Annotated in this window: 14 protein-coding genes; 10 read left to right on the top strand and 4 right to left on the bottom strand. The window is 69.7% G+C overall.

The features are described from left to right. Positions 1-226: 226 nt before the first annotated feature. Entirely contained in the window at positions 227-1,678 is a 1,452-nt protein-coding gene (locus tag ACYVKI_RS14665) for a galactokinase (RefSeq protein ID WP_460691108.1), read from the bottom strand. Between the two features lie 142 nt (positions 1,679-1,820). Here ACYVKI_RS14665 and vapB point away from each other — a divergent pair, with 142 nt between their 5' ends. The 6 genes from vapB (at position 1,821) to ACYVKI_RS14635 (ending at position 5,820) form a co-directional block, all read left to right on the top strand. Continuing rightward, positions 1,821-2,072, top strand: a complete 252-nt coding sequence (gene vapB / locus ACYVKI_RS14660) for a type II toxin-antitoxin system VapB family antitoxin (RefSeq protein ID WP_460691107.1) — start codon at positions 1,821-1,823, stop codon at positions 2,070-2,072. Further along, on the top strand, positions 2,066-2,497 hold the full coding sequence (locus ACYVKI_RS14655) for a PIN domain-containing protein (RefSeq protein ID WP_460691106.1): 432 nt from the start codon (positions 2,066-2,068) through the stop codon (positions 2,495-2,497). Before vapB ends, ACYVKI_RS14655 begins: the two co-directional genes overlap by 7 nt. Before the next feature lie 86 nt (positions 2,498-2,583). Next, entirely contained in the window at positions 2,584-3,006 is a 423-nt protein-coding gene (locus ACYVKI_RS14650; RefSeq protein WP_460691105.1) for an organic hydroperoxide resistance protein, read from the top strand. A 503-nt stretch (positions 3,007-3,509) separates the two neighbouring features. Then, positions 3,510-4,646 (top strand): pirin family protein, encoded by a 1,137-nt coding sequence (locus ACYVKI_RS14645; protein ID WP_460691104.1) that lies wholly within the window; start codon positions 3,510-3,512, stop codon positions 4,644-4,646. Positions 4,647-4,824: 178 nt separating this feature from the next. Then, a complete protein-coding gene (locus tag ACYVKI_RS14640; RefSeq protein ID WP_460691103.1) occupies positions 4,825-5,160 on the top strand; it encodes a hypothetical protein in 336 nt (111 codons plus the stop codon). Positions 5,161-5,280: 120 nt separating this feature from the next. Then, entirely contained in the window at positions 5,281-5,820 is a 540-nt protein-coding gene (locus ACYVKI_RS14635) for an NADPH-dependent FMN reductase (RefSeq protein ID WP_460691102.1), read from the top strand. A 129-nt stretch (positions 5,821-5,949) separates the two neighbouring features. Here the strand turns inward: ACYVKI_RS14635 and ACYVKI_RS14630 are convergent, their stop codons facing one another. Together ACYVKI_RS14630 and ACYVKI_RS14625 are read right to left on the bottom strand one after the other, a co-directional pair. Next, positions 5,950-7,143, bottom strand: a complete 1,194-nt coding sequence (locus tag ACYVKI_RS14630; RefSeq protein ID WP_460691101.1) for a glycerate kinase — start codon at positions 7,141-7,143, stop codon at positions 5,950-5,952. Positions 7,144-7,153: 10 nt separating this feature from the next. Next, positions 7,154-8,299, bottom strand: a complete 1,146-nt coding sequence (locus ACYVKI_RS14625) for a mandelate racemase/muconate lactonizing enzyme family protein (RefSeq protein WP_460691100.1) — start codon at positions 8,297-8,299, stop codon at positions 7,154-7,156. Between the two features lie 471 nt (positions 8,300-8,770). On the opposite strand from ACYVKI_RS14625, the gene ACYVKI_RS14620 reads away from it, so the two are divergent. The 4 genes from ACYVKI_RS14620 (at position 8,771) to ACYVKI_RS14605 (ending at position 13,223) form a co-directional block, all read left to right on the top strand. Beyond that, on the top strand, positions 8,771-9,703 hold the full coding sequence (locus tag ACYVKI_RS14620) for a carbohydrate ABC transporter permease (RefSeq protein ID WP_460691099.1): 933 nt from the start codon (positions 8,771-8,773) through the stop codon (positions 9,701-9,703). A gap of 118 nt (positions 9,704-9,821) precedes the next feature. Next, positions 9,822-10,670, top strand: coding sequence for a carbohydrate ABC transporter permease (locus tag ACYVKI_RS14615; protein WP_460691233.1), 849 nt, complete (start codon positions 9,822-9,824; stop codon positions 10,668-10,670). Positions 10,671-10,885: 215 nt separating this feature from the next. After that, positions 10,886-12,280 carry a Gfo/Idh/MocA family protein gene (locus ACYVKI_RS14610; protein ID WP_460691098.1) on the top strand — a complete coding sequence of 465 codons (1,395 nt, stop codon included), beginning with the start codon at positions 10,886-10,888 and terminating at the stop codon, positions 12,278-12,280. 37 nt (positions 12,281-12,317) lie between these two features. Then, positions 12,318-13,223 carry an NAD-dependent epimerase/dehydratase family protein gene (locus ACYVKI_RS14605; RefSeq protein WP_460691097.1) on the top strand — a complete coding sequence of 302 codons (906 nt, stop codon included), beginning with the start codon at positions 12,318-12,320 and terminating at the stop codon, positions 13,221-13,223. A 107-nt stretch (positions 13,224-13,330) separates the two neighbouring features. On the opposite strand, the gene ACYVKI_RS14600 is transcribed toward ACYVKI_RS14605, so the two are convergent. Continuing rightward, positions 13,331-13,759: a universal stress protein gene (locus tag ACYVKI_RS14600; RefSeq protein ID WP_460691096.1), complete on the bottom strand. Its 429-nt coding sequence runs from the start codon at positions 13,757-13,759 to the stop codon at positions 13,331-13,333. Positions 13,760-13,831: the final 72 nt, after the last annotated feature.

Here is a 13,831-nt window from a genome sequence, read left to right as displayed (position 1 = left end):
CAAGGCCCTATTGGATAACACAACCTATGTTTCCATATGGAAGGCCCCGCGAAGGCGGGGAGCACGGGTGATTCGCCCAGATGGATCACACAACCTATGGGCTCATCCCTGCCATGGCAGGGCAGGAGTATCCTCCCAGTTCCAGCTTGAGCTTACCTGGATCGTGGTCATTCGGTCTTTGGTTCAGCTTCCTGAGGGTCCCGTACCGATTCGGATCGTGCCCAGATCACCCCACTGCGCGGGCCGACGCGGACGGCTCCACAGGCAGGAAGCGCGGAGCGGCGAACCCCTGCTCCTCACACATCCGAGCCGCGGCCCGGATGACCTCGTCCTCGCGGCTGCGGGGCACCAGCGCCAACACGGAACCGCCGAAGCCGCCGCCGATCAGCCGCGCGCCCAGCGCCCCGGCCCCTGCCACGGTCTCCACCAGGGCGTCCGCCGCGGGGAAGGACACCTCGGCGTCGTCGCGCATCGAGGCATGACCGGAGGTGAGGATCCGACCCACCTCGGCCGCCGCCGTCGTCGGCTCCAGTCCCTCGTCAGTGAGGATCCGGTCCAGCTGCTCAGAGCGCAGCATCTCCGTCAGCGCGTGTCGCAGCCGACGCCGGCAGGCCGCCGTGCTGCGCCCCTCGAGGGCCTCTGCGCCGCCATTCAGCTCAGCGAGGCCTGTCAGCCCATCGCGGCTGGTCAGTGCATCGAGCCGTGCCAGCGCGGCGTCGACGTCGTCCGCCTCCGGGTGCTCCGGCAACAGGTCCCGCAGCCGGTCCACACCGAGCAGGCGCATCGCCGCCTCCGAGTCGGCGCGGCGGTCGTCGAACTGCCCGTCGCCCAGCCAGTGGGCCTGCCGGGTGTCGATCGCCAGGAACGCGTGCTCGGCCAGCAGTCCGTCCACCGGCAGGCGCTCGACCGTGAAGTCCCGGCAGTCCAGGGACACCACATGGCCGGCCCGTCCCCGCAGGCTCACCGTCTGGTCCAGCCCGCCGGTGCCCGCACCGACCACCTCCACCTCAGCGCGCATGCATGCGGCCGCCAGCCGGGCACGCAGCCCGTCGTCCAGCGCCGCATCCAACGCGGTTCCCGGGTTCGCCGCCCCCAGCGGGGTGGCCAGCGCGACGAACGCCAGCATCGCCGAGCACTCCAGCGCGGCGGAGGAAGACAGCCCGCCGCCGATGGGCAGTGTCGAGCAGATCAGCAGGTCCGCACCGAAGCCCTCCGGTACCGCCAGCTCCGGGGTCTCCTCGCCCAGCCGAGCCAGCGCCCACAGGGTGCCGGCCACATACCAGGTCCATCCCGAGATCTGCCCGGGGACGATGGAGTGCACATTGGTGATCGTGGCCGGCTCGCCGACCTCCGTGCCGCCGTCATCCCCTACCACCGCAGCCACAGCGGCCAGGCTGAGGGTCTGCACGCCGTCGTCGAGCTCCGGATCCAGGGTGCGCAGCCGCAGCAGGCCGTCCTGCCGCGGGGCGGCGGCCACATAGGTGCCATGGGCCAGCGCCATCGGCAGGCACCGGCCACCATGGAAGTCCACATGCTCACCGTTGAGGTTCGCCCGCCCGGGGGCGAACCAGACGCCGTCCGGATCCCGACCGAACTCCTCGGCGAACCGGGTGCGGAGCCCTGCGCTGATGCGGTGCGGCTCCCCGGGGGAGAGGCAGGCGGCGTCGTCGGAATGCATGGTTCCCTATTCTGCCTGGCGGAGGGTCGGGACACGGCATCGGTGACCGAGCGTCCGTTGGAGGCCAGTCGGGGCGAACCTGAGACTTGTCGCCACGCTAGTGGGTATATACGATAGGTGTATACGTGCGGAGGGGATCATCATGACGGCAGCGCGAGCCTCGGACCGGGCCAGGGTCTTCTACTCGAACAGATCCCAGGCGGTGCGACTTCCGCGTGAGGTCGCGTTTCCTCGGAGCGTCCGGGATGTGCTCGTCATTCCGGTCGAGGACATGCTTCTCCTCAAGCCCGCCCCGAAGGGCTGGGCCGAGCTCTTCGATGACCCCGCGAACCATGCCGCGCCTGACCTCCTCCAGCCCCGCGAGCAGCTGGAACTGCAGGACCGCGAGTGGTGACGGCCCGGCGGCCAGCCGGACTGTTGCTGGACACGAACATCCTCATCGAGGTCATCCGTGGTCGCGCGCCTCAGCTCAAAGACAGATTCATCCGTCATGGCCCCGAGCTGGCCACGTCATCGGTCGTCATGGCGGAGTTGGTCTACGGGGCGTTGAAGAGCGTCGAGCCGGAGAAGTCGATGGGAGCTGTCGCTGCGTGGCTTGAGCAGCTCGACGTGCTCCCCTTCGATGCTGAAGCTGCCGCAGAGGCTGGTCGGGTGCGCGCTGAACTGGAGCGAAACGGCACACCCATCGGCTCCTACGACGTGCAGATCGCCGGTCACGCCCGTGCGACAGGCCGCACTGTCGTGACGAACAATCGTCGGCATTTCTCCCGCGTGGAGGACCTGGCGGTGGAGGACTGGTTGAACAGGGCACAGCTCTGAGCGAATACCGGTACAACCCCCTGGCCAAGCTCGGGGGGATGTGTTGTTCTGATGCAGGACTGATCGTCGACCGAGAGGAGATCACCATGGAGACCCTGTACACGGCGGAGGCCATCGCGACCGGAGGAGGCCGAAACGGCCACACCCGCACCGACGACGGCCGCGTCGACCTCGACCTGGCCGCCCCGCAGGCGATGGGCGGATCCGGGGAGGGCTCCAACCCGGAGCAGCTCTTCGCCGCCGGCTACGCGGCCTGCTTCCACGGCGCGCTGCAGCTGGTCGCCAGCCAGGAGAACGCCGAGCTGGGCGACTCCTCCGTCGGCGCCAAAGTCGGCATCGGCAAGCTGCCCGAGGGCGGCTTCGGCCTGGAGGTCACCCTCGAGGTGGTCGTGCCCGACCTGCCGCAGGACGAGGCGCAGAAGCTGGCGGACAAGGCCCACGAGGTGTGCCCCTACTCCAACGCCACCCGCGGCAACATCGAGGTCAAGGTCGTCGTCTCCGACGACTGATCGAGCAGGTGGCAGAGAAGCGTCCGCGCTTCCGCCGCGCGTGCGACGGCCCGCCTCCCTGTTCCGGGAGGCGGGCCGTCGTCGTCTCAGCGGCGGTGGACGTCCAGGGCGGCCGATTCCTGAGGGGCCAGCCTCCGACGGTCCGAGGCGTCCGGGGGGTGTGAAAGGGTCGACTTAGTGCGGCTGATCCCATGCTGGCCGAAGGTCGACGCGACGGCTCCGGCGGGGACGGCCGACGGAACCACGGTTTCCGGGTCGGGATCTGTGGGGTGATGAGGCTGTGGGGTGATGGGGTCCAGGGGCGCCGTAGGCTCGGCCTGGATGCTGGATCAGCCTGAGCGCTCGTGATCACCTGGGCACCAAGATGGTCGCTCACTGTCAGCGTCTGATGAGAGAGGCGATGCTGCGAGGCTCTCGCCCCCGCGCTCCTGTCGGCTACAGTGGAGATCATCAGAAGATTCAAATCTGAATGACCCTCGTGGTGGATCGTCGGAGGTGCCGGGATGAGCAACGTCGAGCGTTCCCCGCAGGAGCGCGTCTGCGCCAATGGCCCGCAAGGCGCCGGCCCCCAGGGCAGCCGCGGCCTCCGCGACGGGGTCACCGTGGCCGCCTCTGGCATCGAGATCCTCGAACCCCGGGAGGTCCCGCTCGGAGGGCCGCGGGCGATGACCGTCCGCCGGACCCTGCCCCAGCGGGCGCGCTCGCTGGTGGGAGCCTGGTGCTTCCTGGACTTCTACGGCCCCGACGACGTCTCCGCCGCCACGCCGATGCGGGTGCCCCGCCATCCGCACACCGGGCTGGCCACCGTCTCCTGGCTGTTCTCCGGACGCATCGACCACCTGGACTCCGCCGGACACTGGGCCACCGTCCGCCCGGGCGAGCTGGCCCTGATGAACGCTGGGAGCGGCATTAGCCACTCCGAGTACTCCACCGAGGACACCACGGTGCTGCACGGCGCGCAGCTGTGGTTCGCCTTTCCGCAGGACCACCGGTTCTCCGAGCCCTCCCTGGCGGCGCACCGCCCCGAGACCGTCACCGGACGGGGCTGGGAGGCGAAGGTCTTCCTCGGCGAGCTGCTCGGCAGCAGGTCGCCGGTGCCCACGCCTCTGCCGCTGACGGGGGCCGAGCTGCGCTTGGAGCCCGGGGCGAGCCTGGAGCTCACGATCCCCGCAGACCACGAGCACGGCCTGCTCCCGGTCTCCGGCCGGGTGCGCGTCGACGGCGCGGACGTCCCCGCCGACCATCTTGCCGTCTCCGACGTCGGACGCACCACCCTGCGGATCGACGCCGCCGAGGAGCCCGTGGTGGCGCTGCTGCTGGGCGGCCGCCCCCTGGGGGAGCAGATCGTGATGTGGTGGAACTTCGTCGGCCGCAGCCACGAGGACATCGTCGCGTATCGGGCCGCCTACCAGTCGGAGATGGGCTTCGAGCCCCCTCCTGCGGGTTCCCCGCTGCACCGGCACCTGTCCGAGGGCGAGTCGCTCGGCGCGCCGCTGTCCGGGGAGCTGCGCGACGCGCTCGCTGGGGAGACCTACGACGACGGCCGCCCCTTCCCCCAGTTCGGCGACTTCCCGCCGCACACCGCGCCGCCCCTGCCGGCCCCGGCACTGCCGAACACTCGGATGAAGCCCCGCGGCTGAACTGAACCCCAGGCGTTGACCTCGGAGCTGTGGTCGCTGAGCCTCGCGTCAGTGCGTGCTCTCCGAGCAACGGTCCAGGGGCCACGTGGTGTCCGAGGGGACGGGTTCTCCGGCGGGGGAGTCCGGGCGCCCCTGATGCGGACGGGATCTGTCCTCATCGCTCCGTAGCGTGAGATTCATGATCACCACAGCGCCCCGTCAGTCGCCCCGTCAGTCGCCACGTCAGTCACTCTGCCCGTCCTCCCTGCCGGCGTCCGTGCCGACCGCCGAAGCTCCCACGCATCCGCCCCTGCTTCCCACGCCCCGGCCGAACAGCCCCACGTCCGAGAGGCCGGACACTCCGCCCCGTCGGCAGGATCGCGCCGCAGGTCGGGAGGCGCGGCGCCGTCGTCGGGCTCTGTCCCGCGAGGTCCGACTCGTCCGCGCTCGCGAGCAGGCCCTGCTGCGACTCGACGCCGAGCGGGCGGCCCGCGGGTGGCGCCTCGGGAACTCCGGGGACTTCCGCTGGCTCTGAGCAGCGGTTCCCGCGGGCTGGGACGGCGCCGCCCGGGGAGCTCACCGTCCCGTCACCTCCGCGCGTCTGTGGGGCCAGCCGTGCCAGACTGGCACCGTCGACGACGGGAAAGGAGCGCAGATGGTGCGGATCGGGTACATCGTGGGCAGCCTCGCGGAGGAATCGGTGAATCGGAAGCTCGCCGAGGTGCTGGTGGCTCAGGCGCCGGAGCGGGCAGAGCTGACCGAGATCGAGATTCGATCCCTGCCGCTCTATGACCGGCACCTCGACGACGACTTCCCCGCCGAGATGACTGCCTTCAAGGAGCAGGTCTCGGCCTGTGACGGCCTGCTGCTGGTCAGCCCGGAGCACAATCAGAGCTTCCCCGCCCCGGTGAAGAACGCGATCGACATCCTTACCCGGCCCCCGCGGCAGGGGGTGCTGCGTGGCACACCGATGGGTATCGCCGGTGCCTCACCGGGCAGATTCGGGACCATCAACTCGCAGACTCAGCTGCGGACCTTCCTGCCGCTGCTCGGGGTCAAGCTCATGGGCACCCCGCTGATGGCCGTACAGGTCACCGAGGACACCTTCGGCGACGGCGGGCCTGACGAGCAGCTCGCCACGCGCGCCGCGAAGTACATGGAGGCGCTCACCGCCTGGGTGGAACAGCACTCCTGAGCAGGTCACATGAGGTCCGCGCCACGATGACTCCGCGGTTCGGGCCCTTCTGAGGGCTCACAGCGCCGGATAGGGGCCCACACCGCGGAGGCAACTCGGTCGGCGGAGGAGACCCGGCCGGGAGGGTGTTCAGCGGCCGTGCGCCAGCAGCCCGCAGGCCTGTGCTGCGGTCTGGGTGATCAGCTCGGGCGCGCGCTCCAGCAGCTCCTGGAGCTCCGCAGCCCCGGGCGCGATGGAGAACGCCCCGGTCAGGCCCGCCCCCCGACACTCACCGGCGGTCAGCTTCACCGTGCCGGCGATGACGACGACGGCGGCGGCCTCCGGCGCGTTGCGCCGCACCGCCTCCACGACCTTCCCGCCCAATGACTGGGAGTCCAGGGAGCCTTCGCCGGTCAGCACGATGTCGGCCGCGGCCAGTGACTCGGCCAGGCCCACGGCCTCGCCCACCATCTGCGACCCCGGCACCACCTCGGCCCCGAGCAGGCTCACCAGCCCCACCGGGATGCCGCCGGCCGCCCCGAATCCGACGGCCTGCCGGTAATCCTCGGCGGCAGCACCGGTGTGGGCGGCGAGCACGCCGGCCAGGTGGGTGAGCCCGGCGTCGAGCGCGGCGACGTCGTCCTCATCCGCGCCCTTCTGCGGACCGAAGACGGCGGCTGCTCCGCGCTCGCCGGTCAACGGATTGTCCACGTCCACGGCGATCCGCCACCGCACCTCGGCGGCGCGGGGATGCAGTCCGGAGACGTCCACCTCGGCGATCTCGGCCAGCCCCTGCCCGCCGGGCGCCACCGGGGCCCCGGCGTCGTCCAGGAACTCCGCGCCCAGGGCGCGCAGCAGCCCGGTGCCGCCGTCGGTGCTGGCCGAGCCACCGATGCACAGCAGGATCTCCTCCACGCAGGTGCCTCCGGGCGCGGAGTCCAGCAGATGCCGCGCGATCAGCCCCACCCCGTAGGTGTCGGCCCGGCGCGGCTGCAGGGGCACATCGCTGACCTGCGGGAGGCCATTGCCCTGCGCCGCCTCCAGCACGGCGGTCCGCCCGTCGGCGGAACGGCCCACCAGGGCCGTGGCGGGACGCCCGATGGCGTCGAGGACCTCCAGCTCCTCAGCCTCCTGCCCCCAGACCGCCAGCAGCGCCTCCAGGGTCCCCTCGCCGCCGTCGGCGAAGGGGAGCTCGGTGATCTGCGCCTGCGGGAACACCTCCCGGGCGCCGTGGGCCAGCGCGGCGGCGGCCTGGGCCGCGGTGGCGGAGCCCTTGAACGAGTCGGGGACGCAGACGATGCGCGGGGCGGCGCCGGAGAGCGAAGCGGAGGTGAGATGGCCCATGTGCACGACTCTACGACGCCTCGACCACGGCCCGGCGCACCAGATGATCGGCCAGCACCTGCTCATCCGGGGCGAAGCCCAGGCCGGGCTCCTCGCTCAGAGTGATCGTCGGTCCCGCACCGTGCAGGCGATGCAGCCGCTGAGGCCAGTGCAGGAACGGCACCTCCAGCTCGACCTCCTCGCCCAGAGTGGCGATCAGCTCCGCCGAGGCATTGAGGGCCGGACCATAGTAGAAGCAGTGCGGGACGACGGCGACGCCGGTCTCCTGCCCGACCGTGATCACCTCCCGCATTCCGGAGATCCCGCCGATCTTGCCCACACTCGGCTGGGCATAGGCCACCGCCCCGGCACGCATCTGCTCGACCATGCCGTGGACACCCGAGGCATTCTCCCCGGCGGAGATCCGGCCGGAGGCACGGTTCAGCCGAGCCAGGGCGCCGGTGTCGTCGGGCGGGAAGACCGGCTCCTCCAGCCACAGCAGGTCCGCCTCGGCGAAGTCCTGCAGCGCCGCCGCGGCACCGGACTCGTCCCACCGGCAGTTCACATCGGTCATCAGCTGCGCCGCAGGTCCAGCCTGGGCCCGGGCGGCGGTGACCGCCTCCGGAGTGGACTCGTGCAGCTTGAACGAGGTGTATCCCGCCTGCTGGGCCCTCCCGATGTGGTGGGCCACCTCCGCCGGGTCCTCCCCGTAGTGGACCAGCGAGGCGTAGCAGCCGATGCTGTCCCGCGCTCGGGGGTCCAGCAGTCGGCGCAGCGGCATCCCGGCACGGTGGGCGGCCAGATCCCACAGGGCGATGTCGATCGCGGAGAGCGCATAGTGGACCGGCCCGGTCCGCCCGAACGCATGGAACGCGTATTCCGATTCGCGATGAACGGTCTGGGGGTCGGCGGGGCGGTCGAGGTGGAACGGGGCGACGATCTCCTCCAGGGCGGCCCATGTGGCCGGGTTCGATCGGTGTCCGAAGGCTTCCCCCCATCCCGCGACGCCGTCGGAGTCCGTCACTCTGACCAGCAGTGATTCCATCCGCGTGAAGGCCTGGGAGGAGGCGTTGTACTCATCGACGGACTCTTCGCCGACCACGCGGCGCCCCGCGGAGAAGGGCATGGAGGTCAGCAGCAGCTCGATGCGGGTGACAGTGGGGAGGCTCGGGGTCATGTCTCTCCTGGGTCTCGCCTGGGTGGGCGGTGGTGCGCAGTCTCGCCTGGGTGGGCGGTGGTGCGCGCCCCGGCGCCGGGACGGGAGTGGGGTGTGGGCCGGCACGCGCGGACACTCCGGGGTGCCCCTGAGCCTAGTACCAGCCTGTCATGCCGTCCACGGTCGAGAATGTATGGAGTGATGCTCAGGCAGCATCACAAAAATCGATTCAATTCGGGTTCCCCGACTTTCCGGGGATCTCGGGGTCCTCCGGGGTGGATCAGGCGCCGCGCGAGCCCCCTGTCGGGCGGCGTGCCCGGACTGGCGGCGTTCCGTGTGCTTGACCTCACAATGTGACCTCACTTACCGTTGACGACACGTACCTGGAAAGCGATTTCCCAAAGTTTTGGAGGAGGCAGCCGTGCTGTCCCAGACGCAGAGCAACGACCCCGAAGCGGAGCACCGCCGCGCGACGGGTCGGAAGGTGGCGCCATGAGTGTCGTCGCCGAGCTGCAGCAGCTCAAGAAGGGCCCCGAAGGTGCGCGCAAGCGCAGACACCGGGACAACAAGGCAGGCCACCTGTTCCTGCTGCCGTGGACCATCGGCCTGCTCGGCATCACGCTGTTCCCGATGGCCGCCTCGCTGTACCTGGCCTTCACCGACTACAACCTGCTCCAGCCGCCCGAGTGGATCGGCATGGACAACATCACCCGGATGATCAGCGACGACCGACTCCACAACGCGATCCAGGTGACCTTCACCTACGTGTTCGTCGGAGTCCCGGTCCAGCTCGCGGTGTCACTGGCGATCGCCATGCTGCTCGACCGCGGCATGCGCGGGCTGTCCTTCTACCGTTCCGTGTTCTACCTGCCCTCGATGCTCGGCTCCTCCGTGGCCATCGCCGTACTGTGGCGCCAGATCTTCGGCCACTCGGGACTGATCAATCAATTGCTGGGCATGGTCGGCATCGAAGGCCAGGGCTGGGTCTCCAGCCCGGACACCGCCCTGGGGACGCTGATCATCCTCCACGTGTGGACCTTCGGCGCCCCGATGGTGATCTTCCTGGCCGGCCTGCGCCAGATCCCGGACATGTACTACGAGGCCGCCTCGATCGACGGGGCGAGTCGGCTCAAGCAGTTCTTCACCATCACCATCCCGCTGCTGACGCCGATCATCTTCTTCAACCTCGTGCTGCAGCTGATCGGCGCCTTCCAGAACTTCACGCAGGCGTTCATCGTCTCGGGCGGCTCCGGCGGCCCGGCGGACTCCACGCTGTTCTACACGCTCTACCTGTACCAGCAGGGCTTCGGTCGGTTCGACATGGGCTACGCCTCCGCCATGGCCTGGCTCCTGGTGCTGATCATCGCCTCGATCACCGCCATCAACTTCTGGCTCTCCAAGTATTGGGTGCACTACGATGACTGATTCCACGACGACCACCCCGGCCGGCGCGCCCACGATGAGCCGCGCCGACGCCACCAAGTCCGACGCCACGGCCGCCCTGGCCGGCGCCAGCTCCCTCTCCTCGGAGGACCGGGAGCCGATGAAGTCGACCACTCCGGCGCAGCGGGCCATCAAGTCCACGATCAAGCACATCCTGATGATCCTCGCCTCCCTGGCGATGATCTACCCGCTGCTGTGGATGCTGGTCTCCTCGCTGCGTCCCAACGAGGCGATCTTCCGCGAGCCCGGGATCCTGCTCACCACCCTGGAGTTCAACAACTACGTCCAGGGGTGGAACGCGCTGAGCCACCCGTTCAGCCACTTCCTGTGGAACTCGGCGATCGTCGTCTTCGCCTCCATCCTGGCGAACCTCCTCGCCTGTTCGATGGCGGCCTACGCCTTCGCCCGCCTGGACTTCAAGTTCAAGATCCCGATGTTCGCGGCCATGCTGCTGACCATCATGCTGCCGGTGCACGTGGTGATCATCCCGCAGTACATCCTGTTCTCGAACCTCGGCTGGGTGAATACGTTCCTGCCGCTGATCGTGCCGAAGATCCTCGCCACGGACTCCTTCTTCATCTTCCTGATGGTGCAGTTCATCCGGGGCATCCCCAAGGACCTGGACGAGGCCGCCCGCATCGACGGGGCCGGCCACATCCGGATCTTCTTCCAGGTGATCCTGCCGCTGATGGTCCCGGCCCTGGCGACCACCACGATCTTCACCTTCATGTGGACGTGGAACGACTTCTTCAGCCAGCTGATCTTCCTGACCTCACCGGACATGTACACCGTGCCGCTGGCGCTGCGCGCCTTCATCGACTCCACCGGCGAGTCGAACTGGGGCGGCATGTTCGCCATGTCGATCATCTCGATCCTGCCGCTGTTCCTGATCTTCCTGTTCGGTCAGCGGTTCCTCATCAAGGGCATGGCCACCACCGGCATCAAGTGATCCGCCCGACCGCACGACGGTCGTCCGCCGCAGCCTGCGGCGGGCGGCCGTCGTCGGCGTCTGGGGGGGGGGGAAGATACCCGCGCAGCACATGTGCCATCCACGGAAGGCATGGACGGAGTGCTTCTCATTCCCCGCCGACACGACAAGACTGCTGGGGAGGACCTCCCCGGACGCACGCCACCTGTTCACCGCATGAAGGAGCTGGCTCACCCGTGAGCACTGAGAACCCCCGCACCCGCTACGTGATCATCGGCATGGGCAGCCGGTGCCGGATGTACACCGACGCGATCGCCGGCCCCCACGCCGACGTCGCCGAGCTCGTCGCTCTGGCGGACACCAACCCCGGCCGCGTCGAATACCACCGCAGCCGCATCCGCGAGGAGCACGGCGCCGACGTCGCCACCTTCGACCCCGCCGCGCTGACCTCCGTCATCCAGGAGCGCCGCATCGACCGGGTCATCATCACCAGCCCGGACTTCACCCACGCCGACTACATCGTGGAGTCTCTGCAGGCCGGGGCCGACGTCGTCGTGGAGAAGCCGCTGACCGTGGACGCCGCCTCCAGCGCCCGGATCGCGCGCACTGTGGAGGCCACCGGGCGCGAGGTGATCGTGACCTTCAACTACCGGTACTCCCCGCGCAACACTGCGCTGAAGGCCGCGATCCTCGAGGGCCGGATCGGGCAGGTGACCTCCATCGATTTCACCTGGGTGCTGGACACTGTCCACGGCGCGGACTACTTCCGCCGCTGGCACCGGGTCAAGGAGAACTCCGGCGGACTGCTGATCCACAAGGCCAGCCACCACTTCGACCTGGTCAACTGGTGGCTTGCCGATGCCCCCGAGCGCGTCTACGCCTCCGGCGGACTGAAGTTCTACGGCGCGGAGAGCGCCGCCGCCCGCGGCATCACCCCCGCCGAGCGCGGGACCCGCGAGGACTCCGACGCCGACCCCTTCGCCCTGGACCTGCGCAGTGACGAGACGCTGCAGAAGCTCTACCTGGACACCGAGCACCACGACGGCTACATCCGGGACCAGGACGTCTTCGGCGAGGGCATCACCATCGAGGACAATCTCGCGCTGATCGTGGACTACACCCGCGGTGCGGTGCTGAACTACTCGCTCAACGCCCATGCGCCCTGGGAGGGGTACCGGGTGGCGGTCAACGGCACCGAGGGCCGGCTGGAGCTCGAGGTCGTGGAGCGGGCCGCCGTGCTGCCCGCCTCCGGCGGTTCCCCGGTGGACCCCTCGGTGTCCGACGACGGCCGTTCCGGGGCGGTCCGCGCCAAGGGCGAGCGTCTGGTGCTGCAGCGCCACTGGGGAGAGGCCGAGGAGCTGGCGATCGTCCAGGGCGAAGGCGCCCACGGCGGCGGGGACCGGCTGCTGCTGGCCGACATCTTCAACGGACCCGGTGAGGACCCGTACTCCCGTCCCGCCGGCCTGGTCGACGGCATCCAGGCCATCGCCGTCGGTGTCTGCGGCAACCGCTCCCTGCAGACCCGTGGGCCGGTGACAGTGGCCGACGTCGACCTGGGGCTGGCATCCGCGTCGTCTTCCGGGGCCGACGCTGGGGACGCACGCGCCGACGCCGCCGTCGTCGCGCACTGAGCAGGGACTGAGGAGCAGGGGAGCGAGGAGGACAGCCATGGCAGAACGCATCATCGTCACCGGCGGGTCGGGGAGACTGGGCCGCAGCGTGGTGGCCGGCTTCGCCGCCACCGAGCATGAGGTCATCAGTGTGGACCGGGAGCTGCCCGACGAGCCCACCGCGGGGGTCGAGCACCGCTGCGTGGACCTGCTCGACGCCGCGGCCACCCAGGCGCTGTTCGAGGAGATCTCCCCGACGGCGGTGGTCTCCCTGGCGGCCATCGCCGTGCCGTTCAGCGCCCCGGAGGAGGTGATCCTGACGACCAACGCCGGCATCGCCCACCACGTCACCGCCGCGGCAGTGGCCTCCGGGGCGTCGACGGTGGTCATCGCCTCCAGCCCCTCGATCATGGGGTACGGCTCGCCGGCCGGCTGGGTGCCGCCGCGGCTGCCCCTGGACGAGGACGTCCCTCCGCGGCCCTGGCACGCCTACGGGCTGAGCAAGCATGTGGCCGAGCAGGTGGCGGCGATGTTCGCCCAGCAGACCGACGAGGTCACCTTCGTGTCCTTCCGGCCCTGCTACGTCATCGCCCCCGAGGAATGGGAGGGCGCACCCACCCAGCAGGGACATACGCTCACCGAACGGCTCGACGACCCGGCCCTGTCCGCGGTCGCGCTGTTCAACTATGTCGACGCCCGGGACGTCACCGACTTCCTGCTGACGCTGCTGGAGCGGATCGAGCGGGTGGAGAACGGTTCCGTGTTCTTCGTCGGGGCGAAGGACGCGCTCGCCCGCCGGCCCCTGGCAGAGCTCATCCCGGAGCATTTCCCAGATATGGCGCACCTGGCCGGAGAGCTCACCGGGGACGCCCCGGCGTTCTCCATCGAGAAGGCCCGCCGCGTGCTCGGCTGGGAGCCGACGCGCTCCTGGCGCACCGAGCTGGTGGGCGAGCGGATCCCGTGATCCGCGATGAGGAGATCGATCTCGAGATCTGAGACGAGATCTGAGACGACGGCGGCCCCGGCAGTGATCTGCCGGGGCCGCCGTCGCGCTGAGTCTGACGCGGGGCGTCAGTCCGCGTAGGTGTTGGCGATGTAGACGTCGCAGGTGGCGTTGTGCGAGACCGAGTTGGCCACGCTGCCGAGCACTCGACGCACCCCGCGCATGCGCTGGTTGCCGACGACGACGATGTCCGCGTCGACCTTCTCCGCATAGCTGATCAGCGCGTCGGCCGGCTTGCCGTGCACCGAGCGGGGCAGGATCTCCACGCCGGCGGCCTTCAGGGACTCGGTGACCTTCTCGGCGATGTACCGGGCGTTGTCCGCATCGGAGACCACCCACTGGTCCGACCCGCTGTTGACGACCTCGGTGCGGTCGTCGGCATAGGCCGAGACCACATGCAGCGGGGCGTTCAGCCTGGTGGCGAGCTCGCGGGCCTTTTCCGCGGCCTTGCGGGCCGTGGGGCTTCCGTCGACGCCGACGATGATCGGACCTGACATGGTGTGCTCCTTCGTGGACTGCGCGATGTGACGTGTTCAGCCTAATCGAGGATGTCCGGTTGTGGGAGACCG

The sequence above is a fragment of the Nesterenkonia suensis genome, assembly GCF_054782935.1.
This window is presented reverse-complemented; position numbering and strand designations above follow the sequence as displayed.